This window comes from Propionivibrio sp., assembly GCF_029255185.1.
Taxonomy (GTDB): domain Bacteria; phylum Pseudomonadota; class Gammaproteobacteria; order Burkholderiales; family Rhodocyclaceae; genus Propionivibrio.
The window spans coordinates 14,182-35,303 of sequence record NZ_JAPUVO010000116.1; the positions used below are offsets into that span (position 1 = coordinate 14,182).

Consider the following 21,122-nt stretch of genomic DNA (forward strand, 5'->3'; position numbering starts at 1 on the left):
CTCAGCGATGGCCTATATCGAACTCAGGCAGGTCACCAAACGTTTCGGCGAAGTCACGGCGGTCGATCGCCTCGACCTCGACATCGCCCAGGGCGAATGCGTGGCCATGCTCGGTCCCTCAGGCTGCGGCAAGACGACCACCCTGCGCATGGTTGCCGGCTTTGAAGATCTCGACGACGGCGAAATCCGCGTTGGCGACAAACTCCTGTCTTCGCGCCGGGGAAAATATTACCTACCGCCGGAACAGCGCAATTTCGGCATGGTTTTCCAGGCCTTCGCCGTCTGGCCGCATCTTTCGGTATTCGAGAATGTCGCCTTCCCGCTACGCGTGCGCAAGCTGCCCAAAGCGGAGATCATCGCGCGGACTGAAGAGGCGCTAAAGCACACCAATCTGCTCTCGGCGGCGCGCGGCAGCCCCGATGATCTTTCCGGTGGCGGCAAGCAGCGCGTGGCACTGGCACGCGCACTCGCCATTCGTCCCGACGTTATGCTGCTCGACGAACCGCTGTCCAGCCTCGACCCACATTTCCGCGAAGAGATGCGGTTCGAGATCAAGGATCTGCAGCGTCGTTTCGGCTTTTCGATCCTCTACGTCACGCACGATCAATCTGAAGCGATGGCCCTGTCAGATCGCATTCTGGTCATGCGTACCGGGGTCGTTCAACAAATCGGAACGCCGCTTGAAGTGTACGGATCGCCAGCGAATCGTTTTGTTTTCGAGTTCATCGGTCTGTCGTGTTTTCTGCAGGCTGGACTGTCGCCCTCCGGAATGAGTATCGACGGTACGCCCTATGACTGGCCTGGCGGCCTGCTGCCGCCGGCCGAAATCTTGGCCTCCGGCACCGGCCTGCTGGCTGCACGGCCGACCGAAATCGATTTTGTCAGCGCCGGCGGCGTGCGCGGGGTGGTGATGCGCAAGGCCTATCTGGGCGAGACCATCGACTATCGCATTGCTGTCGGACAGACCGAGGTGCGGGTGCAGAAAACCCGGCGTTTACCCGGACCGGGAGTCGGCGACCACTGCGGGCTGAATTTCAGCCTCCCTCACGGGTACCCGCTTGGCTGAAGAACACCCGCAGCCTTGGCCCTGAAGCCAGACCCACGTATACCCGGCCACTAGCGGCGATATATTATTTGGCAGCTGGTTTCTCGCAGCTTATCGGACTACACTAAGGCCTAGCCTGCATTCGCTGGCATTTACGAGGAGCAAGGTCATGGGCAAAGCAAAGGAAACCAGCAAAGAAACCAAGAAACAGGCAGCAAAAACCCCCAAGGAAAAAAAGGCCGCCAAACAGGCCAAGAAACACGCTTCAGACAGCATTCCATTGGTTACCCGCTGAGAGAGCCCCTGCTGAGGGGGCTCTTGGTCACCGTGCCGTTTCACTCCGCAATAGCAGCCAGAGCGCCCCGGCAAGCAATAGAGCGAAACACACACCCGACCAGTTGGCCAGGGAGAGGCCGAGGAAAACCCACTCCTTGTTGGTGCAGAAGCCGGTCACCATAAACATGGCCGGCCATTGCGTGCCAAGCCAGTTGATAAGCCGCTCGGCCAGCGTTGGATCACCAAAACCGCATTCAATCGCCTGTTGCGGCGCATACTGCATCCAGCTCTGCTGAAGCGCGGTGATCACCCCGCCGCCAGCGGCCAAGACGACGAAAACGCACCACAGTCTGCGCCCTCCGGGCAGCAGCACACCGCACAGCGCAAAAAAAGCCAGAACCATATAAAGCAGGCGCTGAAGATTGCACAAATGGCAAGGTTGCAACCGAGCCAACTCGCCAATAACCAGCCCGGACGCCAACAGACCAAGCGACGCCGTGGTCAGCAAGGCAAAAACACTACGGGTGGAAAGGCGCATAAGAATCCTGATCAACTGAGCGAATAGCTGCGCAGGCGCAGCGAAAGTTCCTGTAATTGGCGCACCCCCGAGCTCTCCGCACGCTGGCACCAATCCTGCAACTCCCGGATCAATTGCTCGCGCGAGGCGTTGGTGCGTGCCCACAGCGCAACCAGTTCTTCGCGCATGGCATAGGCCGTTTGCAGCGCATTACTCTGCTTCAGAAGCTGCTCGAGACGCCCGCGCAGATCTTCAGGCACTGCGGCGGCTTCGACCACCAACCAGCGTTTTAACCCTTTAAACTGTTCGCCGTTCTGGGCCTTGAGCAGCTCTTCCCGATACAACTGCTTCAAGGACTTGGCGTAACCCGAAAGGACGTCATAACGGTTGGCGATCACCGCCTGCAGGGTATCGAAATCAACCAGCGGACGCAGCGTTCCGACATGCGGAACAGGCGCCACTTTTTTCACCTGCGCCAGACCCAACGCAGCGAGAATGCAGATGTATGACCAGCCTAGATCGAACTCGTACCACTTGTTCGAGAGCTTGGCCGAGGTGGCATAGGTGTGGTGATTGTTATGCAGTTCCTCGCCACCAATCAGAATCCCAAAAGGGAAAATATTGGTGCTGGCGTCAGGCGAATTGAAATTTCGGTAACCCCAGAAATGCCCGAGGCCATTGACCACACCAGCCGCCCAGAATGGAATCCAGGCCATCTGAACAGCCCACATTGCGGTCCCCCAGCTCAGCCCAAAAACCGCCACATCAATGGCTAGCATGATCACCACGCCGCCCTTCTGCCAAGGCGTATAAAGATGCTTCTCGATCCAGTCGTCCGGTGTGCCTTGCCCGTAACGACGGAGTGTTTCAGCGTTTCTTGCTTCCTTGACGTAGAGGAACACGCCGCCCCACAACACGCGATTGATGCCATGGATTTGCGGGCTGTGCGGATCGTCAGCGGTTTCACACTTGGCGTGGTGTTTGCGGTGAATCGATGCCCACTCCCTGGTCCCCATGCCGGTCGTCAGCCACAGCCACAAACGGAAGAAGTGTGCGGGCAGCGCGTGCAATTCCAGCGCACGATGCGCCTGATGGCGGTGCAGAAAGATGGTCACGGCAGCAATCGTCACATGAGTCAAACCCAAGGTCACCAGCACATAAGCCCACCACGGCCAATCGACAATTCCAGCGTACATAATCCCTCCAGTTGATTTAGCCGAGAATTCTAAGGCATTTGGTATGACAGAAAAAACCGATATTCGATCACTGCGAAAATAAAAATAAACGGTTCACACGAATTGCTCGTCCGAAGCCTGGCCAGGTATTTTTTCCAAAAGCGTTAATCTCATGCCCGCAACCGGCTATCATTGTCCCATGAAGACACGCATCCTGCTGGTTGAGGACGATGAGCGCCTCGCCGATCTGACCGCTGAATATCTGCGCAAGAACGATTTCGAGGTCGCCATCGAATCACGCGGTGACGCCGCCGAGACCCGCATACTGAACGACGATCCCGAACTGGTGATTCTCGACGTGATGCTCCCCGGCAAGGATGGCTTCGAAGTCTGTCGGGCAATACGCGCCAGGTACCAAGGCGTGATCCTGATGCTTACGGCGCGCGACGAAGATCTCGACCAGATACTTGGCCTCGAACTTGGTGCCGATGATTACATCGCCAAGCCGGTGCAGCCGCGACTTCTGCTGGCGCGCATCAAAGCCCTGCTGCGCCGTCTACCTGGCACAGCCGGCGAGAGCGCCGACCCTGGCGAGGCGACGCAACTGGCCTTTGGCAACTTCAGCATCAGCCAGACAACGCGGAACACCCGCCTGGGCGACCAGACAATCGATCTGACCACCGCTGAATTTGACCTCCTGTGGTTGCTCGCCCGCCACGCCGGCCGCATCCTGTCGCGCGACGATTTACTGCTAAAGTTGCGTGGCATCGGCTTTGACGGCCTTGACCGATCGATTGACGCGCGGATTTCACGGCTGCGCCGCAAGCTCGGCGACGACCCGGAAAACCCGGTACGAATCAAGACGGTACGCGGCAAAGGCTATCTGTTCAGCAAGCATGACTGGCAATAGTCGCAACAATCGGCTACTTAACATCCTGGGGCGCTACAAACCGGTGCCGTGGCGCGGTCGCTACAGCCTGTCACGCCTTTTCTTCAATTTCTACCTGCTGGTGATGGGCTCCTTTGTCGCCATCGCCTTCTTCGCCGATTTCGTCATTTCGACTGCCGTCAAGGGAATCGCCGACGACTACACCAGCCGTTTCATGCGCGGCACCATCGTCCTGATTGAGGACGACCTGTTTCGTAAACCGCGCTCGGAATGGCCCAAAACAATCAAGGCGCTTGACGAAAAATTTGCCTACAAGCTTGATATCGTCGACCGCTGGACGCTCAAGCTGCCGCCAAAACAGGCAGAAAAGCTCGACTCCGGCGAACTGGCGGTTGATTCCGATGGCGATATTCTCTACCACCGTTTAAAGCAAACGCCACAGATTCTTGTCGTCGGTCCGCTAACCCCCGACACCAGCCCGGATCACCCGCGCGCACTGCCGCTTGAGCTGCGCATCCGCCTCTTGACCTGGAGCCTGATCGGCCTTTTCCTAGCCATTGCCGTGTGGTTCTGGGTACGGCCGGTGTGGCGCGACCTGGAAGCACTGCGCCAGACGGCGCGAGCACTTGGCGAAGGTCACTTCGAAGCACGCTCGCCGGAAGCACGCAGCAGTGCTTTTGAACTGTTGACCGAAACGCTCAATGGCATGGCTGAACGCATCCAACGTCTGATTGCCACCCAGAAGGAGTTGTCGAGCGCGATCTCGCACGAATTGCGAACTCCCATCGCGCGCATGCGCTTCGCGCTGGAAATGTTGGCCGAAACTGACGGACGTGCCGAGCGCGAACGTCTAGGGCAAATGATGGGAATCGATCTTGACGAACTCGATAATCTGATCGATTCCAGCCTGACCTACGCTCGCTTCGAGCGCGAACAACCCGAGCTTCATCTAACGCCGGTCGAACTCGCGCCTTGGCTTGAGCAAGAAGTTAACTCCATGCGCATTCTCAGCCGCAATCTTGAACTGACCGTCGACAGCAGTGCCTTACCTGCCGGGCAACAGGTCGAACTTGACCTGAAGAGCATGCCTTATGCGATAACCAACCTGCTGCGCAATGCGCTCCAGTACGCCCGGTCAACAATCGCCGTCAGTGCCGAGGTTGTCAGCAACCGTATTCGTGTTCATGTTGATGACGACGGCATCGGAATCCCGGCGCCAGAACGCCAGCGTGTCTTCTTCGCCTTTACTCGACTGGATCGCTCGCGTGACCGTTCGACTGGCGGCTACGGCCTGGGACTGGCCATCGTCCGCCTGGTTCTGGAGCAGCATGGCGGCACGGCAACAGCCGACGAATCGCCCCTGGGCGGAGCACGATTTACCCTGGAGTGGCCATTGTCACAGAACGTCACCCAAACCTGACGAAGGGACTAAAGACACGCTCGCTGCACCCCGCTACGATCCTGGACTGCGGTGGTCAAATCAATGGAGAACCGCGACGTGCCCCAGTTCCAAGCCAAACAGATTCTCGAACGATTGCTACCACAAGGGAAAAACGAAGATTGAATACCATGCCAGCGCCGCACACGACATTCCCGGTCGCCGAAGGGCTTGGCATATTTGTCGGAGTCGTGGCCTGGTATCTGCTCGCTGACGGCCACATCGAACTCATCCGGGCATTGCTCGCAGCCGCTGCTGGTTCGATCGTCTGGTTTGGCTTACGCTGTTGGAAAGAGAAAAACCGCAACAAGCATCACTAGCAGCCCGCAGGCGCGTTACGTGTCGTCACGCAAACGCTGAAAAAGCGCAACAGACACAAACCCAGGCAATCCCCAGAATGGCCCTGTTGCTTCAGCGTCCCCCGCTGGCAATGTTTGACCCTCCCTGACCCATCGCCAATGATGGGCCTTTAGGTCCCGCGCCCAGCTGGCGCGGGATTTTTTTGCCTTATTTCTGCAAATCAGACCGCTGCCGGGGCCTTGCCAAGGATGCGAACTTCACGCTGCGGGAAGGGAATCTCGATGCTGTTTTCGCGGAAGGACTTCAAGATCGCCAGGCTGATCTCCGAGCGCACATTACCCGTTCCGGCTTCCGGGTCAGATACCCAGAAGCCAAGTTCGAGGTCGATGCCACTTTCTGCAAACCCAGTCAGCAAGACACCCGGCGCCGGATCGGCAAGCACCCGTGAATGCCGCAGTGCGGCGTCGGCCATTAATTGCATGGCATTTTCAAGATCCGTGCTGTAAGCGACCTGAACGCTCAGCACGATACGGACTCGAGTGTCGGTAAACGAGAGATTACGGATAATATTGTTCACCAGGTACTCGTTGGGAATGATCACCTCGATACCGGTCAGGGTGCGCAATACGGTGTAGCGCGTGGTGATCTGCGTCACCGTACCCGAGGTCTTGTCATCAACAGCCACCAGATTGCCCAGCCGGATCGAGCGGTCGAGCAGGATGATGAAGCCACTGACATAATTGCTGGCAATTTTCTGCAAGCCAAGCCCCAGGCCAACAGCCAGCGCGCCACCGAAAACCGAGAGTGTCGTCACATCAATGCCGACCAGTGATAGACTGCACAGCAGTGCGGTCACTGCAAGCAAGGCCTTGGCCAGCCGCGCCAGCACCTCGCGCAGATTGGCATCCATCTGCCCGGCGGCCAGCAGGCGGCCCTCGATCAGACTGGCGATCCACAGCGCCAGCAACAGCGTGGCGCCAACTGTCACGGCGCCGTGCATCAGCATCCACAGATCAATCGTCTGCTTGCCGACCTTGAAGCTCACCTGTTCGAACATTTCGATCACGGGATCGTCAAGTCCTGTGATATTGAGTACTACCCCCAGCCATATGGTTGAAGTGATCAAGCGCTCGAACGTGGTGAGAAAGCCGCCATCGGAAAAAACGCAGCGCAGCACATAGACCAGCACTCTGACCAGCGCCCACGAGACGAGCAGCGGAACAGCCAGCTCAAACAGGCTCAAATGCCCCCATTGACCGGCCTTGAGCACCTGGCGCAGAATCAGGACGAAGACCAGCGCAACCGAGGGGAAGGCAATACGCTTCAGGCTACCAACGCCGAAGAGGCGCAGCGCGCTCTGCCCGGAATGGCTGTAGCGGCTCTCCTGTTTACGCAAGCTGAACGACAACCACCAGGAAAATACCAGGATCAACGCCAAAGCCAACACTTCCCAGTAAAACACGGGCTGTTGCAAATCCCGCCAGAACTGATGGAGCAGTGCAAATATCTGTTTTTCGCTCATTGGCGCTCCATGACAGCAGCAAAAAAGCCATCGGTACCATGGCGCTGCGGCAGCAAGCGCAAACGCTCGCCGCCGTTCGGGTCACAATCGATTTCGATCGCCTGCTTGCTCAGCACCTCGGCCGCAGGCAGCGAAACGAACTCCGGGTGCGCCGCCAGAAACGCCGACACGAGCACATCGTTTTCCGCAGCGAGCAGGCTACAGGTAGCGTAAACCAGGCGCCCGCCCTTTTTCACCAGAACTGATGCCGCATGCAATATCGCCGCCTGCTTGATCGTCAGTTCGGCGACACTTTCCGGGCTCTGCCGCCATTTCAGATCGGGGTTGCGGCGCAGTGTTCCAAGGCCCGAGCACGGCGCGTCAACCAGCACGCGATCGAGCTTGCCGGCCAGTCGCTTAATCTTGATGTCATTCTCGGACTCGATACGCACCGGATGCACATTCGACAGCCCGGAACGCGCCAGGCGTGGCTTCAGCTTGGCCAGACGCTTCTCGGCCACATCGAAGGCGTAAAGCCGGCCTTGGGAGCGCATCAGGGCGCCAAGGAGGAGGGTTTTGCCGCCGGCACCGGCGCAAAAATCAGCGACCATTTCTCCGCGTTTTGGCTGCACCAGGAAACCGAGCAACTGGCTGCCCTCGTCTTGCACCTCAAAGCTACCGTCAACGAAAAGAGGGTGGCGCGAAATCGACGGCTTGCCGACCAACCGGATGCCAAGCGGCGAATAGCGGCAGGCAACGGCGGCTAGACCATCGGCATTAAGCCGGGCCAGCACCGCCTCGCGCTCTATTTTGAGCGGATTGGTGCGCAGGTCAAGCGGCGCCGACTGATTGAGGCCGATGGCCAACGCCTCGAGTTCGGTCGCAGCGAACTCGGTGCTTAGCGTCTCATACAGCCAATCCGGGAGATCGAGGCGAACCGCCGGTGGCAGATCCTCAAGCCTGATCGCCTTGGCCTGGGCCAGCCATTTGCCTTCGACTTCATTCAGGACCAAGTCCAGTTCGCGCCGATTCAACCCCTGCACGCAAGCCAGGGTGGCCAGCACCAAACGCCGGGATGTCACATCATCGCCGCAACGGGCTGCTAGTGAGCGCTTGCGGCGTAGCACCGAATAAACGGCCTCGGCAACAAAACCGCGATCGGCGTGCCCCAGCTCACGGTTCTGGCGAAAGTAGCGCGACACCACCAGATCGGCGGGGAAAGTCGAACGCAGCAACTCGGAGAGCAACGCTTCGGTATGATTAAACAGGGCGGGGGTAAAGCGCATTGGAGCAATTATCCTTGTAAGAAAAACGGGCTGTTTGGAGAGTAATTCCAGTGTGGGTGGCGGCGGAGAATAATGTGTTTACCTCGGGGGAGCAGTCGGCGACCGAGGTTTGCGAATGCCGGCTTCGGGATACATTGCAGACGTCCAGCCCAATATGTTCGATCTGACCGCCCCCGACCCATAGGAGCCGCTCGGGCTTTCGAAAAAGCGGACCATCGCCCCCAAGGCATGAAACGCATCCTACTGGTAGCACTTCGAAAACACCGGCTTGGTCTTCCTTAGAACGACGATATTGCGAGGATAGGTCCCCGCACTGTCAGTTTCACCGAGGCTTACGATCGGATCGACAATTTTAAGTGTCACGTTTGCCGACCAGCACTTCATTCCTTCTTCGTCGGATGGTTTTGGTCCGCCGAGCTTCTTGTAGTCGGCATCGCTGCCAAGCTTGAACTCACAAAACCTTCTTAGAAATGCTGGCTCCGGCGGCATATCGCATTCGATGGCGAATGAAAGGTCGCCAGAATCACTTGGCTCCATTCCGGCCGATCCAGTGAGCTTGATTTGACCAGATAGATAGATTTCACCGTCAGGCATGCCGCCATACCGGTCGTAGTGATCGAGAGAAGCTTTTTCTTTCTCTAGGTCGATCCAACGGTCTGAACTATCACGTAGGCCGCAGACCGCGCTAAGGCGAAGTCCGCGCGGCGGAGTAACTTCAAGGTTCGATAGCTCGTTGCCGCAGTAGCAGGGAACGGGCCTCTCCCATCTTTCAGACAACTCGTTTGATAGAGCCACGCACTTCTCGGCGGTTGAACGGGCTTCTGAACTAATTGCAGCCAGAAGCAGCAGCATCATTATCGCGAAGCGTTTCATTACTCGCCCTGGCTCCTTACGAATTCCGAAAGTGGTTACGAGAGAACAGTTGAACGGCTGCTTTATGACCAAAATGCAACCGGCCGCTTCTGGCCGGGGACGGACGGCCAATTTCCGGCAGACACGCGCCGGGAATGTCCGGGGGTAACTGGAAACCGCTCGGTCGACCTTGCTACGCGGCCATAGCCGGGGAATGACGAAGCTCGATAAGTTGGCTGATAGGGATCGGTTCAATCGCATAGGCCATCCCCCCAAGATCAGCGAACTCAACAAGAACAAAATCATCGCCTAATTCATCGACGATGGTGCCAACCTGTCCTTTGGCGAGGTGAATTGCTGGAAGGTCTTCCAAGGTCGCAACGACATCAAGTAGTTTCATTGCATTCTCCAATCACGTAGCATGTCGCCAGTTTTGCCATGTCAGTTGCACACAACCAACCCGTTCGCACCTTGGCGCATCTCTGACCACGGACAATCTCCATATCAACCCGGTAGATCGATCCCCAGTAAGTGTTGCTTTGCAGTACTGCCTCCGATTTCCGTAGTCCGGCAAAGATTGCGGAGGCCAACCACTCTCCATCTGCTGCTGCGATGCCCAAAGCGGATAGAAAGACGCGGGCCTTGTGTCGGCCCTCTGGATGGTTCGTATTCAACACATAACCGGTGAGCTTTTTGAGGTCAATGTTGGCGTTTTCGATATTCGGTAGCAACACGGTCATCGAACTCTCGGCAAACGCGTCTGTCCCGTCATATCCTCATACAGCCAATCGGCCAGACTGGGCCTGTGTTCCCATTGGGAGGCCGGAACATCCTTCAGCCAAGTATCAAAGCTGTCCTTTGTCTCGAGAGGCAACATGGCAACATGCGAACACATAGAAATCCTATGGACGAAACTAGATCACAAAGAGAGCGGAAATACAATGCTGCCCCATGAACAGGATAAATTTGTTCTACCGCTAACCCATTGATTTGCTGTCATTCCGTGCTTGACCCGATCCAGTTCGTTTATCAAACAGGTCTTTTAACACCTTGATCAAATGGACAAATCTGGATTCCGGCTTGCGCCGAAAAATAGCGCGGCGCCGCGCACGCCACGATCAGCGTGGTTTAAGTCCATCAGCTTCATCGCCCACCTGAATCTTGGTGGCAACCTGGACAAAGCTGTCGCCCTTGGCATCCACATGCCGGATTTTAACCGGCAGCAGCAAATAATCATAAGCCAACCAGAGTTCGGTCGTATTCGTTCCCGGAGCGCGCAGGTGCAAGGTACGCATTGTGCCAGCCGGCAGCTCAATGACTTCGTCGCCCAACACCTCAAGATGATAAACCCCGTACTTCCTGCCGGTCGTGATCGATAGACTGCCACCGGCCTCGGGATGTGGCAGGTAGCCGAGCTGATAATTGAACGACAGCAGATCCTGTGCGCCGTAGTCCAGAGGCTGCTCGCTGCGGTCTGCGATACGCACGCTCATGTTCTGCCAGTCGAAGGTGGCCGTCTCCCTCGCCTCCTGACCATTGCGCCGAATGGCAAAGGTCTCGGGTTGCAGGCCAGCAACTGTTATTAGTCCACGGCTTTCCATCTCAATGCGGATGGCCTTGAATAGCCAGATAAGACCCGTCGTTTCGACCACAGACGTCAAGTGGTAGTGCCCATCGACGATAGACCACTCCTGCTGGGCAACACCGATTTCGAAATTCGAATCGCCACGATCGACCCGATAACGAATCATTCCGTGGGCTGGCAGGCGCGCTTCGACAGGCGTCAACTCGGGTTCCGGCGGCGGCGTTACCGCTGGTTCCGGCCCTGTCTGGGGCAAAGCCAGTAACGACGTATCGGGAACGCTCAGTCCCTGGGTGGTGCTGGCGACGCTTCCCTCCTTGCGCCGCGGCATTCTCGACTTGGCCGGCTTCTGCGGATCAGGCCGAGTCGCCGTTTCGACCTGCGGCGGTGGCTTGGATGTGGGTTTGAGCTCGGCTATGAGCGGCGTTGATTCGGCCTCGGCCGACAGTTCGATTTCCGGCCCGAACAACAGCGCTGCGTGAATGCCGAGCGAAGCGGCAAGAGCAATAAGCAGAAAAAAGGGCATGCGCTAACGCGCAACTCGCGCCAGCGGCGACACCAGGGCGCCAGCGCTGTCCTGCGGCGCACTGAAGACAACCCGCCCATCGACCAACTGTAGATGACCTTCAGCGAACCAGCGCACGGCCAGCGGATAAACCTGATGCTCCTGGGCCAGCACCCGCGCCGCGAGGCTGGCGGCGTCATCGCCGTCAAGCACCGGAACGGCGGCTTGAACGATGATCGGGCCGTGATCAAGCGCCGGGGTCACGAAATGCACCGTACAGCCATGCACCCGCACGCCCTCATCAATCGCCCGCTGATGGGTGTGCAGACCGGGGAAGGACGGCAGCAGCGAAGGATGGATATTGATCAATCGCCCGGCGAAATGGCGCACGAAACCATCGCTCAAAATTCGCATGAAACCGGCCAGCACGACCAGATCCGGAGAAAAAGCATCAATGGCTTCGGCCAGGGCGGCATCGAAGGCATCGCGCGAGGCAAATGACCTGTGTTCGACAACGCGCGTCACAACGCCTGCTGCCGCAGCCGTTTCCAGCCCTTTGGCATCGGCCCGGTTGGCCAGCACCGCCGCCACGCGCACCGGCAGCGATCCCGCAGCGACAGCGGCCAGCAGCGACTCCATATTGCTGCCGCGACCGGAGATGAGAATGACGATTGATTTCATCTTTAAAAACTCAGTTGTTCACCGCAAAGGTGACTGAAGGGAATGCAGAGCCGCGAAGGGCGCAGAGTGCCGCAAAGAAATCAACAGTTTAATCTTGTTGATCTTGTTCATGGTGCTCACCCAGGTGGTGAATGGAGAAAACCATGCAATCCCTTTATTTCTTTGCGATCTTTGCGTCTTTGCGCCTTTGCGGTGAGGTTTCTAGGTTCATTTGATGCCTAACAGACCGACGGGCAAAAACACCGCCGTCGCCAGGCTTTGCGTAAACCGCGTGACTGTCCGCCCGTGCTTGTCGGCGACCACCTTGGAGAGAAAATCCAGGAGACCGATAACGCGACCGAACTCACGCTCGAAACTCAGGTTGGGGTTATTCGGGTCCAGCTCATTGGACAGCAGCAACGTTTCACCACTGGCATTCCTAGTTGACGACATTTTCCAGATGGCGATTTCAATGTTGCGGGCGCAATTGTAGAGCTTCTGCTCATTCAAGTTGTCGAGCAGATAAAAATCGTCCTTGTCTTCGAAAGCAGCATAGGCCATGCCCAACAACCCGGCCATTACGGCTAGTACGCGATCGCCTTGATAGTTTGGGCTGAAGGCAAAGAGCGCTGCGGCACCCTCGCGGCGCCCCTCCAACTCGGGGAAATCAACTCCGCCGGCAAACAGGCGATCAAGCGCTGCCTCGATGCCGGGCTGCCCGGATTTCTTCCATTCCCGTGGATTGCGTCGGTAGAGTTTCTCGGCGATACGGCGCAGGCCGGCCATCACTTCAGCGCGGTCGGTATCGATCACCCGGTCGATCTCGGTCTTGGCCAGATAGCGCGGATCAAAACGCGTCTCTTGCTGCCCGTTGGAACCGATGCGGGTAGCGCAGGACGCAAGCAGGAAAACCAGCAGAACAAGCAGCGGGGGAACAGGGCGGCCAAGCATATCTCATGATAACGCACTCACATCCGGCAAACTTGACTTCAAACGGCAACACTGGCCGGTTATGGCGAGAAGATCAAAGCCAAGTGACAATCCATCACACAATTGCTATCGTTGTAAAAGTCGTCGTTGAAATGCCTGTCGAGTACCAAAGTTGCACAAGAAAGAGAAACTAGCCTGTCATGACTACGAACCACGAAGCGCACCCGAAAGCGGATGCAGAAGACGTTGATGAAAAGCAGGGCGACAAGGTCGGCCAGGCTCTCAACGACGAACGCTTCCAGATGCTCGCGGACATCGCCAAGGAACTGACAGGCACGGTGGTTTTTCCGACCTATTTTGACGCAGCGTTCCACCTGCGTCAGGAATTGCATGATCCTGCTCTGCCGACGGCGCGCATTGCCCGCATCGTCAGCCTCGAACCGCTGGTGGCCACCAAGTTGATGCGCCTGGCCAACTCCGCCTATTACCGACGCAGAAACAATCAGGTTATTGATCTGAAGGCCGCCATCACCCGCCTGGGAATCGACGTGGTACGCACCACCGCTCTTGCCATTGCCATGGGCCAGCTCATGCGCTCAAAGGATCTAGTGGCCTTCAACGACTTTACCCACGCTCTCTGGGAACATTCCATCAAGACCGCATCGGCGACCCGCATCCTGGCGCACACCTACACCCGGATCAACCCGGACGAAGCCCTGCTGGCCGGTCTGGTGCATGACCTTGGTGCCTTCTACATGCTCTACCGCGCGGTCCAGTACCCGGAACTGCGCGCCCGTCCCGACACCTTAAAACATCTCATCCTGCAGTGGCATGAAAGCATCGGCGTCACGCTGCTCAACGCCCTCGGCATGCCCGATGAAATTGTCCAGGCGACCATCGATCACGATCAGCCGCGTGCCGCTCCGGCAATGGTGCGGACCTTGTCTGAAATCGTCTATGTCGGCAACATTCTCGCCGGTACCGATTTCGAATGGCTACGTCAAAATTTTGATCCGGACGTTGGCGAATCGGGACTCGTTCGTCAGAACTTCGCCGACCTGCTGCCAGAAATCGAGGCCGACGCCCAGGAAATGCTGACCCTATTTACCTGACCAAACCGCCTCATAGCCGGCCTCGGCGATGGCCTGGAGAATGTCGTCCAGGCTGACAAAGCGGCCATGCTCGACGCTGACTTCGCCTTTCTCCAGTGACACTTCGAGCTGACCGATACTGGGCAGATCCTGAATCGCATTGGTCACTGCACGGACACATTCCTCGTTTTTCATGCCGCTGATTTGGATGATGATAGTTTCCATGAGTTACCCCTGGTTCTAACCTGAAGTTCCAACACTTGAAGAGCGAATGTAGCTGATACCGCAAGCGTTTGGCTTGAGATTGGAGTTCTGTTTTCTGACTACGCCGATATCTGTTGCAGAAGTTCCATCGCGCGGCGCTGTTTCGAGTTGGCGGAGGTGATGATTTCGACGCTCGGCGTACCGTTTGTGGCTCATTCGACGTAGTACGCCAGCATGCACATCTTGTAGTTGATTTTAGAGGGTGAAGCCTAGCTTATTAGTGTGCCCCCTCTATTTATTGTCCCTACAATGTCACAGGGAGGCAAGGGAAACAACGCTTGCCGGCCTTTTTTGTTTGTTATCGTCAAGGAGATCGACATGGGAAAAAAATTGAAAGCACTGGCGGGTAGTTTGACGGAAAATCAACTCGCACTGACCGTCAAAGATTCAGCGCAGCAAATCTGGCTGGCTGGCCTCGGCGCATTTGCCAAGGCTCAGGAAGAAGGTGGCAAGGTCTTTGATGCGTTGGTTAGGGAGGGTGAGACCATTCAGGCGCGGACACGCAAGATGACCGATGAGAAGATCGCCGTTGTTGCCGGCAAGGCAGCCGGGACCTGGGATCGTCTTGAGCAGGTGTTTGAAGACCGCGTTGCGCGGGCGCTCGGCAGTCTTGGTGTGCCGAGCAAGAAGGATATCGACAAACTATCCAGACGCGTAGCTGAGTTGACTGCCGTCGTGCAGGGATTGAGCGAAAGGAAAACGGCGCCGAAGCTTGCTGCCAAGCCGGTAGCCAAGGCTGCGGTAGCCAAGGTCGCCAAGCCGACAGTCAAAGCTGCTGCCAAAAAGCCGGTTGCGGCGAAGGTCGCGCCGTCAGTTACACCGGCGGATGTCCTGAAGACTATTGCCAAGAGCAATAAGTAGTCAGGTTCGCAGAAATTTGGTCGGCGGTGGCGCGTTTCCATCGCCCCGCCATTTTTTTGGAGACAAATGATGGCCGCAGCAGTCTCGAGTTCGAAGGTAGGATTGGCGCTTGCTGGCGGTGGGCCGGTTGGTGGAATCTACGAGGTCGGCGCTCTGGCTGCACTGGCCGAGTCGCTCGATGGTGCGGATATCAATGAGTTTGATTATTTCGTTGGCGTTAGCTCGGGTGGCTTCGTTGCTGCCGCGCTGGCCAATGGCCTGCGTCCGGAAACACTGGCGCGCATGTTGGTTGAGAATGATACCGACGAGGTTTTTGACCCCGAGATGTTATTGCGTCCGGCATTTGGCGAGTATTTCAAGCGCGCGCTTTCTGTGCCTCCCCTGCTCTGGTCTTCTCTCCGGCATTATCTTTCAGACCCATGGCATCTGGGTTTGTTCGAATCGTTTCAGCGCCTGAGTTACGTGCTCCCGGCGGGTTTTTTTGATAATTCGGGGATTGATGAACTGCTGCGCAAACTGTTTTCAACATCCGGGCGGAGCAACGATTTCAGGCAGCTCAGGCACAAACTCTTTCTGGTCGCGACTGATCTTGATTCAGGTGATTCAGTGGCTTTTGGCACTGCAGGGCACGATGATGTGCCGATCTCGCTGGCCGTTCAGGCCAGCGCAGCTCTGCCCGGATTATTTCCGCCGGTGAAGATCGGCGGACATTATTACGTTGATGGCGCCCTGATAAAAACATTGCACGCCTCGGTTGCCTTGCGCGAGGGTGCCGATCTGGTGATCTGCATCAACCCGCTCGTGCCTTTTGATTCCGCGCTGGCGTTCAAACAGCCGCATCATGATGATTCGGTGCGTCGGCCTGAGCATCTGGTAGACGGCGGCTTGCCCGTTGTTTTGTCGCAAACATTCCGCGCCATCATTCACTCCCGCATGCAGATCGGTATGGCGCGTTACCGGCACGAATACGAGAATTCGGACGTGGTGTTGTTCGAGCCGAAACGTGATGACGCCGAAATGTTCTTTACCAATGTCTTCAGTTATCGCAGTCGCAGCCGCTTGTGCGAGCATGCCTATCAGCGTACGCGCTCCGATCTGTACCGACGTCGGCACGAACTCTCGCCAATTTTTGCACGACACGGTATGCACCTTAATATTCCGCTGCTTCGCGATCACAGCCGTTCGCTGCTGTCCGATAAACGCTCCCCGGATCTCATGTCGACCGCAGCGGCGCTTGATTCGTCACTGCACAATCTGGAATGCTGGCTCGCTAGCCAGGCCTGATCCTTCAAATGGCCGCGCTGCCCTGTTTTTTTTTAGGAAAATCCCTGTATAATCCGCGCCTCGCTCGCTGGGACTCAATCAGTGGGCGACTGCTGGGGAGTCGCCAAGTTGGTTAAGGCACCGGATTTTGATTCCGGCATTCGAAGGTTCGAATCCTTCTTCCCCAGCCATTCAGTTTCTTTCAACCCGGGCAGCAGTTCAGGTTGCCTGTACCGACTGTTTTTTATCTGGCGTCTTTCCGGCGTCACAGGATGCGCGCTATGGCCTACGACAGCCTGATGGTATTCACTGGTAATGCCAACCCCAAGTTGGCTGCCGATGTCGTCAAGCGTCTGAATATCTCGCTTGGGCGAGCCAACGTCGGCCGCTTTTCGGATGGCGAAATTACCGTTGAGATTCAGGAGCACGTGCGCGGCAAGGATGTTTTCATCCTGCAATCGACTTGTGCACCGGCCAACGAAAACCTGATGGAATTGCTGGTGATGGTTGATGCGCTCAAGCGTGCTTCGGCGACCCGCATTACTGCCGCCATCCCTTATTTCGGGTATTCCCGTCAGGATCGACGGGTGCGCTCGGCGCGCGTGCCGATTGCCGCCAAACTGGTCGCCGACCTGCTTACCGCCGCCGGCGTGCACCGAGTGCTGACCATGGACTTGCATGCTGAGCAGATACAAGGCTTTTTCAACATCCCGGTCGACAATATCTATTCGCTGCCGATCATGCTGGCGGATGTGTGGAAAAAGGATTTTGAAGATCTGATGGTCGTTTCGCCCGACGTCGGCGGGGTGGTGCGTGCCCGTGCGTTGGCCAAACGCCTCGAGTGCGACCTGGCGATCATCGATAAACGGCGTCCGAAAGCCAACGTCTCGGAAGTCATGAACATCATCGGCGAGGTCGAAGGCCGCACTTGCGTCATTATGGACGACATGGTCGATACTGCCGGCACACTGTGCAAGGCCGCTGCCGCGCTCAAGAATAACGGCGCCAAGAAGGTTCTCGCCTATTGCGTTCACCCGGTTCTTTCCGGAGCGGCCGTCAGCCGCATCAACGACTCCGCACTTGACGAACTGGTTGTTACCGACACCATTCCATTGAGTGTCGAGGCGCAGAAGTCATCACGCATTAGGCAATTGTCGGTGGCCGATGTTCTGGCCGAAACGATTCGCCGGATTAGCAACGAGGATTCGGTTTCTTCGCTGTTTATTGAATAGTTTTATTAACCCCCTGCCTGGTCGCGGGCGGGGTTTGTTTCACTCAGGAGCTATCATGAAATTTGAACTTAACGCACAACAGCGCACACTGCAGGGGTCCGGAGCGAGCCGCCGCCTGCGTCATGCGAACAGGGTGCCGGGCATCGTTTACGGTGGCACAACTGCACCGACCATGATCGAACTTCCGCACAACGATCTTCTTCTGGCGCTGCGCAAGGAGGCTTTTCACTCGTCCGTGCTGACAATCAATGTTGATGGTGTTGTGGAAACCGTGCTGCTGCGTGATTCCCAGATGCATCCTTACCGGCCGCTGGTTCTGCACGTCGATTTTTTGCGTGTCGATGCCACCCATGCGATTCATCAGAAGGTGCCGCTACACTTCATCAACGCCGAAAGTTCGCCGGGTGTCAAGCTCAGCGGCGGCAATGTCTCGCCGGCTATGGTCGAGATCGAGGTGAGCTGTCTGCCGCAGGATCTCCCGGTCTTTATCGAAGTTGACTTGAAGGATCTCGAAGCCGGGCATACGATCCACGTGTCGCAGATCGTTTTCCCGAAAGGCGTGAAACCGATTACTCATGGCAATGACGATCCTGTCGTGGTTTCGATCTCGGTCAAGAAGGCTGTTGTTGCCGAGGGTGTCGAAGGCGAAGAAGCTGCGCCTGCTGCCTGATCCTTGCGTCCGCCATGAGAGGCCGCCGTTTGGTGCTTGATGCCAGCGGCGGCTTTTGGTTTTCAGGGCATTTCTCCAATGACTCCACCCCGTCTGATCGTCGGCCTCGGTAACCCCGGCAGCGAATACGAAGACAACCGTCACAACCTCGGTTTCTGGTTTGTCGACCGTCTGGCGTGTGATCTGAAGGCGCCACTCGTGGCCCAGGGCAAGTTTTTCGGCCGTGTTGGCCGGGATGGCGATTTGTGGCTGCTGCAGCCGGGCACCTTCATGAACCGCTCCGGTCAAGCGGTTGCTGCTCTGGCGCGGTTTTACAAAATTGCAGTGCAGGAAATACTGGTGGTGCATGACGAGCTTGACCTGCAGCCGGGCAGCATCCGGTTGAAGCAGGGCGGTGGAAATGGCGGTCACAACGGTTTGAAGGATATTCAGGCACACTTGGCGACGCCGGATTTCTGGCGCTTGCGTCTTGGAATCGGGCATCCGGGCGAACGCAACGAAGTGGTCAACTATGTCCTTCAGGCCCCGCGCAAGGCAGAGCAGGTTTTGATCGACCAGGCCCTGGATCGCTGTCTGCTGGCCTGGCCTAAACTTTGTACTGGCGATTACGAGGCTGCGCAACGCTTACTGCACTCCAAAGTCGTTTAACGAATGCACCACACAGGAACCTCACCATGAGCCTCAAATGCGGAATCGTCGGCCTACCCAATGTTGGCAAGTCCACCCTCTTCAACGCCTTGACCAAGGCTGGCGTGGCAGCGGAAAACTATCCTTTCTGCACCATCGATCCTTCAGTCGGTGTGGTCGAAGTGCCCGACGCACGCCTGGACAAGCTGAGCGCAATTGTCAAGCCGCAGCGGGTCGTGCCGGCGGTGACCGAGTTCGTCGACATCGCCGGCCTGGTCGCCGGGGCTTCGAAGGGTGAGGGCCTGGGCAACAAGTTCCTGGCCAACATCCGCGAGACCGATGCCGTCCTGCATGTTGTGCGTTGTTTTGCCAATGACAATGTGATTCACGTCTCGGGAAACGTTGATCCGATTCGCGACATCGAAATCATTGATACCGAGCTGGCGCTGGCCGATATGGCGACGGTAGACAAGGCGCTCTTGCGCTACCGCCGGCCAGCCAGCGCCGGTGACAAGGAAGCCAAACTGCTGGTGGCGGTGCTCGAAAAATGCTTGGCACAGCTCGACCAGGCCAAGCCGGTTCGCGCGCTTAATCTGGCCAAGGAAGAATGGGCCAACCTAAAGCCTTTCTGCCTGATTACGGCCAAGCCTGTGCTGTATGCGGCCAATGTCGCCGAGGACGGTTTCGAGAACAACCCGTATTTGGATGCCGTGCGCGAACACGCCAGGGCCGAGAAGGCCGAGGTGGTTGCAGTATGTGCGGCGATTGAAGCCGAGATCGCCGATCTGGCCGACGACGAAAAACAGCTCTTCCTGGCCGACCTCGGTCTTGACGAACCGGGGCTCAACCGGCTGGTGCACACCGGCTACCATTTGCTTGGCCTACAAACCTACTTCACGGCCGGTGTTAAGGAAGTTCGAGCGTGGACGATCCACAAGGGGGATACTGCACCGCAGGCGGCTGGCGTTATTCATACCGACTTCGAGCGCGGTTTCATCCGGGCGCAGACCATTGCCTATGACGACTTCATAACTTATGCCGGTGAGCAGGGCGCCAAGGAAGCGGGCAAGATGCGCGCCGAGGGTAAGGAGTATGTGGTCAAGGATGGTGACGTTTTGAACTTTCTGTTTAACGTCTGATAGCACCTATACGTCGGGCGCCATGAATCCGGTTTCGTCCCTCAGTTTGCCTGCCCGTTATCGCGGCCGCTTCGCCCCCTCGCCCACTGGTCCTCTGCATTTTGGTTCGCTGGTCGCGGCGGTAGGCAGTTATCTTGACGCACGTGCACACGGCGGCGATTGGCTGCTGCGTATAGAGGACGTCGATGCGCCGCGCATGGTGCCTGTCGCTGCTGACGGGATTTTGCGCACGCTTGCCGGTTTTGGCTTCGAATGGGATGGTGAGGTTCTTGTCCAGAGTCGCCGTCTTGACCGTTACCACGCCGCGCTCGTTCGCCTGCAAGTCGACGGCGATGTCTATCCCTGCGCCTGTTCGCGCAGCGAGATTGCCGCGGCAACACGCCAGCCCTCGGTCGATGGCGGGCTGGTCTATCCTGGGACCTGCCGCGCCGGTCTGGCCGACGGGAAAGCCGCGCGCGCTTGGCGCCTGCGCGTTCCCGATCAGACCCTCAGTTTCGTCGATCGTGTTCAGGGCGAGGTCCATCAAAATCCACTGCGTGATGTCGGCGACTGCGTCCTGCTGCGGGCTGACGGGCAGTACGCCTACCAACTGGCGGTGGTCGTCGACGATGCTGCGCAGGGGGTCAATGCGGTGGTTCGTGGCGTCGACTTGCTCGACTCGACGGCACGCCAGATGTTCTTGCAACAGCGCCTTGGACTACCGACTCCGACTTACGCGCATCTGCCAGTCGTGGTCAATGCTGCTGGCGAGAAGCTTTCCAAACAGACGCAGGCGGCGGCCGTCACACCGTCTGATGGCAGTGCGCGGCTGGCCCTGGCCATGGATTTTCTTGGCCATCCGGTGCCGAGCGAACTGCGCGGTGTCCCGGTCGCCGATTTTTGGCGCTGGGCAATCTCTGTCTGGTCGATGTCGCGCGTACCTGCGTTGCGCGGGGTGTTTCCCGGCGATCTCGCTGAAATTGGCAATGGAGCCCGTGGCGTGTCCGGTGCTATCCCGGCCGGCAACGGTTAACGCAATT

The 21,122-nt window shown here is 57.5% G+C and carries 24 protein-coding genes and 1 tRNA gene; 14 read left to right on the forward strand and 11 right to left on the reverse strand.

Annotated features, from left to right (window positions below; genetic code table 11):
* Positions 1–7: 7 nt before the first annotated feature.
* A complete protein-coding gene (locus Q1J43_RS10325; RefSeq protein ID WP_301102413.1) occupies positions 8–1,066 on the forward strand; it encodes an ABC transporter ATP-binding protein in 1,059 nt (352 codons plus the stop codon).
* 148 nt (positions 1,067–1,214) lie between these two features.
* The gene (locus Q1J43_RS10330; protein WP_301102414.1) at positions 1,215–1,340 is read left to right on the forward strand and encodes a hypothetical protein; all 126 of its coding nucleotides are present in this window, start codon (positions 1,215–1,217) and stop codon (positions 1,338–1,340) included.
* Positions 1,341–1,367: 27 nt separating this feature from the next.
* Here the strand turns inward: Q1J43_RS10330 and Q1J43_RS10335 are convergent, their stop codons facing one another.
* Positions 1,368–1,859, reverse strand: coding sequence for a disulfide bond formation protein B (locus tag Q1J43_RS10335; protein ID WP_301102415.1), 492 nt, complete (start codon positions 1,857–1,859; stop codon positions 1,368–1,370).
* A gap of 11 nt (positions 1,860–1,870) precedes the next feature.
* The gene (locus Q1J43_RS10340; protein ID WP_301102416.1) at positions 1,871–3,034 is read right to left on the reverse strand and encodes a fatty acid desaturase; all 1,164 of its coding nucleotides are present in this window, start codon (positions 3,032–3,034) and stop codon (positions 1,871–1,873) included.
* Positions 3,035–3,212: 178 nt separating this feature from the next.
* Here Q1J43_RS10340 and Q1J43_RS10345 point away from each other — a divergent pair, with 178 nt between their 5' ends.
* From Q1J43_RS10345 to Q1J43_RS10355, 3 genes are all read left to right on the forward strand, one after another.
* Positions 3,213–3,923, forward strand: a complete 711-nt coding sequence (locus Q1J43_RS10345; protein WP_301102417.1) for a winged helix-turn-helix domain-containing protein — start codon at positions 3,213–3,215, stop codon at positions 3,921–3,923.
* Positions 3,910–5,322, forward strand: coding sequence for an ATP-binding protein (locus tag Q1J43_RS10350; protein WP_301102418.1), 1,413 nt, complete (start codon positions 3,910–3,912; stop codon positions 5,320–5,322). Before Q1J43_RS10345 ends, Q1J43_RS10350 begins: the two co-directional genes overlap by 14 nt.
* Positions 5,323–5,462: 140 nt before the next feature.
* Entirely contained in the window at positions 5,463–5,660 is a 198-nt protein-coding gene (locus tag Q1J43_RS10355; RefSeq protein ID WP_301102419.1) for a hypothetical protein, read from the forward strand.
* Between the two features lie 200 nt (positions 5,661–5,860).
* On the opposite strand, the gene Q1J43_RS10360 is transcribed toward Q1J43_RS10355, so the two are convergent.
* The 8 genes from Q1J43_RS10360 to Q1J43_RS10395 form a co-directional block, all read right to left on the reverse strand.
* Complete coding sequence (locus tag Q1J43_RS10360) at positions 5,861–7,162, reverse strand: mechanosensitive ion channel domain-containing protein (RefSeq protein ID WP_301102420.1); 1,302 nt, start codon at positions 7,160–7,162, stop codon at positions 5,861–5,863.
* Entirely contained in the window at positions 7,159–8,427 is a 1,269-nt protein-coding gene (locus tag Q1J43_RS10365; protein WP_301102421.1) for an RsmB/NOP family class I SAM-dependent RNA methyltransferase, read from the reverse strand. Before Q1J43_RS10365 ends, Q1J43_RS10360 begins: the two co-directional genes overlap by 4 nt.
* A gap of 240 nt (positions 8,428–8,667) precedes the next feature.
* Positions 8,668–9,300: a hypothetical protein gene (locus Q1J43_RS10370; RefSeq protein ID WP_301102422.1), complete on the reverse strand. Its 633-nt coding sequence runs from the start codon at positions 9,298–9,300 to the stop codon at positions 8,668–8,670.
* 172 nt (positions 9,301–9,472) lie between these two features.
* Positions 9,473–9,679, reverse strand: coding sequence for a DUF4926 domain-containing protein (locus Q1J43_RS10375; protein ID WP_301102423.1), 207 nt, complete (start codon positions 9,677–9,679; stop codon positions 9,473–9,475).
* A complete protein-coding gene (locus tag Q1J43_RS10380; RefSeq protein ID WP_301102424.1) occupies positions 9,666–10,019 on the reverse strand; it encodes a DUF6883 domain-containing protein in 354 nt (117 codons plus the stop codon). The genes Q1J43_RS10375 and Q1J43_RS10380 overlap by 14 nt, the downstream gene beginning before the upstream one ends.
* A 378-nt stretch (positions 10,020–10,397) precedes the next feature.
* Complete coding sequence (locus Q1J43_RS10385; protein ID WP_301102425.1) at positions 10,398–11,387, reverse strand: DUF3108 domain-containing protein; 990 nt, start codon at positions 11,385–11,387, stop codon at positions 10,398–10,400.
* A 3-nt stretch (positions 11,388–11,390) separates the two neighbouring features.
* Positions 11,391–12,047 (reverse strand): phosphoribosylglycinamide formyltransferase, encoded by a 657-nt coding sequence (gene purN, locus Q1J43_RS10390; protein ID WP_301102426.1) that lies wholly within the window; start codon positions 12,045–12,047, stop codon positions 11,391–11,393.
* Between the two features lie 207 nt (positions 12,048–12,254).
* Positions 12,255–12,977, reverse strand: a complete 723-nt coding sequence (locus Q1J43_RS10395; RefSeq protein ID WP_301102427.1) for a hypothetical protein — start codon at positions 12,975–12,977, stop codon at positions 12,255–12,257.
* A gap of 179 nt (positions 12,978–13,156) precedes the next feature.
* Between Q1J43_RS10395 and Q1J43_RS10400 the strand changes: the two genes are divergently transcribed.
* The gene (locus Q1J43_RS10400) at positions 13,157–14,068 is read left to right on the forward strand and encodes an HDOD domain-containing protein (protein WP_301102428.1); all 912 of its coding nucleotides are present in this window, start codon (positions 13,157–13,159) and stop codon (positions 14,066–14,068) included.
* On the opposite strand, the gene Q1J43_RS10405 is transcribed toward Q1J43_RS10400, so the two are convergent.
* Entirely contained in the window at positions 14,057–14,272 is a 216-nt protein-coding gene (locus Q1J43_RS10405; protein WP_301102429.1) for a heavy-metal-associated domain-containing protein, read from the reverse strand. The two genes, Q1J43_RS10400 and Q1J43_RS10405, sit on opposite strands and share 12 nt — an antisense overlap.
* Positions 14,273–14,629: 357 nt before the next feature.
* Between Q1J43_RS10405 and Q1J43_RS10410 the strand changes: the two genes are divergently transcribed.
* The 8 genes from Q1J43_RS10410 to gluQRS all read left to right on the forward strand — a co-directional run bounded on the left by Q1J43_RS10410 (position 14,630) and on the right by gluQRS (position 21,115).
* On the forward strand, positions 14,630–15,172 hold the full coding sequence (locus tag Q1J43_RS10410) for a phasin family protein (RefSeq protein ID WP_301102430.1): 543 nt from the start codon (positions 14,630–14,632) through the stop codon (positions 15,170–15,172).
* A gap of 66 nt (positions 15,173–15,238) precedes the next feature.
* Complete coding sequence (locus tag Q1J43_RS10415) at positions 15,239–16,456, forward strand: patatin-like phospholipase family protein (RefSeq protein ID WP_301102431.1); 1,218 nt, start codon at positions 15,239–15,241, stop codon at positions 16,454–16,456.
* Between the two features lie 93 nt (positions 16,457–16,549).
* Positions 16,550–16,626 (forward strand) — tRNA-Gln (locus tag Q1J43_RS10420).
* Positions 16,627–16,716: 90 nt separating this feature from the next.
* A complete protein-coding gene (locus Q1J43_RS10425; protein ID WP_301102432.1) occupies positions 16,717–17,667 on the forward strand; it encodes a ribose-phosphate pyrophosphokinase in 951 nt (316 codons plus the stop codon).
* Between the two features lie 55 nt (positions 17,668–17,722).
* A complete protein-coding gene (locus tag Q1J43_RS10430) occupies positions 17,723–18,337 on the forward strand; it encodes a 50S ribosomal protein L25/general stress protein Ctc (protein WP_301102433.1) in 615 nt (204 codons plus the stop codon).
* Between the two features lie 78 nt (positions 18,338–18,415).
* Complete coding sequence (pth, locus tag Q1J43_RS10435) at positions 18,416–18,985, forward strand: aminoacyl-tRNA hydrolase (RefSeq protein ID WP_301102434.1); 570 nt, start codon at positions 18,416–18,418, stop codon at positions 18,983–18,985.
* A 26-nt stretch (positions 18,986–19,011) separates the two neighbouring features.
* Positions 19,012–20,103, forward strand: a complete 1,092-nt coding sequence (gene ychF / locus Q1J43_RS10440; protein WP_301102435.1) for a redox-regulated ATPase YchF — start codon at positions 19,012–19,014, stop codon at positions 20,101–20,103.
* A 22-nt stretch (positions 20,104–20,125) separates the two neighbouring features.
* Positions 20,126–21,115, forward strand: coding sequence for a tRNA glutamyl-Q(34) synthetase GluQRS (gluQRS, locus tag Q1J43_RS10445; RefSeq protein WP_301102436.1), 990 nt, complete (start codon positions 20,126–20,128; stop codon positions 21,113–21,115).
* The last annotated feature ends 7 nt before the right edge of the window (positions 21,116–21,122 follow it).

Bases quoted from the DNA above. Each gene is read 5' to 3' on its own strand.
- Q1J43_RS10325 (WP_301102413.1), top strand. From the start codon at position 8: ATGGCCTATATCGAACTCAGGCAGGTCACCAAACGTTTCGGCGAAGTC.
- Q1J43_RS10330 (WP_301102414.1), top strand. From the start codon at position 1,215: ATGGGCAAAGCAAAGGAAACCAGCAAAGAAACCAAGAAACAGGCAGCA.
- Q1J43_RS10335 (WP_301102415.1), bottom strand. From the start codon at position 1,859: ATGCGCCTTTCCACCCGTAGTGTTTTTGCCTTGCTGACCACGGCGTCG.
- Q1J43_RS10340 (WP_301102416.1), bottom strand. From the start codon at position 3,034: ATGTACGCTGGAATTGTCGATTGGCCGTGGTGGGCTTATGTGCTGGTG.
- Q1J43_RS10345 (WP_301102417.1), top strand. From the start codon at position 3,213: ATGAAGACACGCATCCTGCTGGTTGAGGACGATGAGCGCCTCGCCGAT.
- Q1J43_RS10350 (WP_301102418.1), top strand. From the start codon at position 3,910: ATGACTGGCAATAGTCGCAACAATCGGCTACTTAACATCCTGGGGCGC.
- Q1J43_RS10360 (WP_301102420.1), bottom strand. From the start codon at position 7,162: ATGAGCGAAAAACAGATATTTGCACTGCTCCATCAGTTCTGGCGGGAT.
- Q1J43_RS10365 (WP_301102421.1), bottom strand. From the start codon at position 8,427: ATGCGCTTTACCCCCGCCCTGTTTAATCATACCGAAGCGTTGCTCTCC.
- Q1J43_RS10370 (WP_301102422.1), bottom strand. From the start codon at position 9,300: ATGAAACGCTTCGCGATAATGATGCTGCTGCTTCTGGCTGCAATTAGT.
- Q1J43_RS10375 (WP_301102423.1), bottom strand. From the start codon at position 9,679: ATGAAACTACTTGATGTCGTTGCGACCTTGGAAGACCTTCCAGCAATT.
- Q1J43_RS10380 (WP_301102424.1), bottom strand. From the start codon at position 10,019: ATGACCGTGTTGCTACCGAATATCGAAAACGCCAACATTGACCTCAAA.
- Q1J43_RS10385 (WP_301102425.1), bottom strand. From the start codon at position 11,387: ATGCCCTTTTTTCTGCTTATTGCTCTTGCCGCTTCGCTCGGCATTCAC.
- purN (WP_301102426.1), bottom strand. From the start codon at position 12,047: ATGAAATCAATCGTCATTCTCATCTCCGGTCGCGGCAGCAATATGGAG.
- Q1J43_RS10395 (WP_301102427.1), bottom strand. From the start codon at position 12,977: ATGCTTGGCCGCCCTGTTCCCCCGCTGCTTGTTCTGCTGGTTTTCCTG.
- Q1J43_RS10400 (WP_301102428.1), top strand. From the start codon at position 13,157: ATGACTACGAACCACGAAGCGCACCCGAAAGCGGATGCAGAAGACGTT.
- Q1J43_RS10405 (WP_301102429.1), bottom strand. From the start codon at position 14,272: ATGGAAACTATCATCATCCAAATCAGCGGCATGAAAAACGAGGAATGT.
- Q1J43_RS10410 (WP_301102430.1), top strand. From the start codon at position 14,630: ATGGGAAAAAAATTGAAAGCACTGGCGGGTAGTTTGACGGAAAATCAA.
- Q1J43_RS10415 (WP_301102431.1), top strand. From the start codon at position 15,239: ATGATGGCCGCAGCAGTCTCGAGTTCGAAGGTAGGATTGGCGCTTGCT.
- Q1J43_RS10425 (WP_301102432.1), top strand. From the start codon at position 16,717: ATGGCCTACGACAGCCTGATGGTATTCACTGGTAATGCCAACCCCAAG.
- Q1J43_RS10430 (WP_301102433.1), top strand. From the start codon at position 17,723: ATGAAATTTGAACTTAACGCACAACAGCGCACACTGCAGGGGTCCGGA.
- pth (WP_301102434.1), top strand. From the start codon at position 18,416: ATGACTCCACCCCGTCTGATCGTCGGCCTCGGTAACCCCGGCAGCGAA.
- ychF (WP_301102435.1), top strand. From the start codon at position 19,012: ATGAGCCTCAAATGCGGAATCGTCGGCCTACCCAATGTTGGCAAGTCC.
- gluQRS (WP_301102436.1), top strand. From the start codon at position 20,126: ATGAATCCGGTTTCGTCCCTCAGTTTGCCTGCCCGTTATCGCGGCCGC.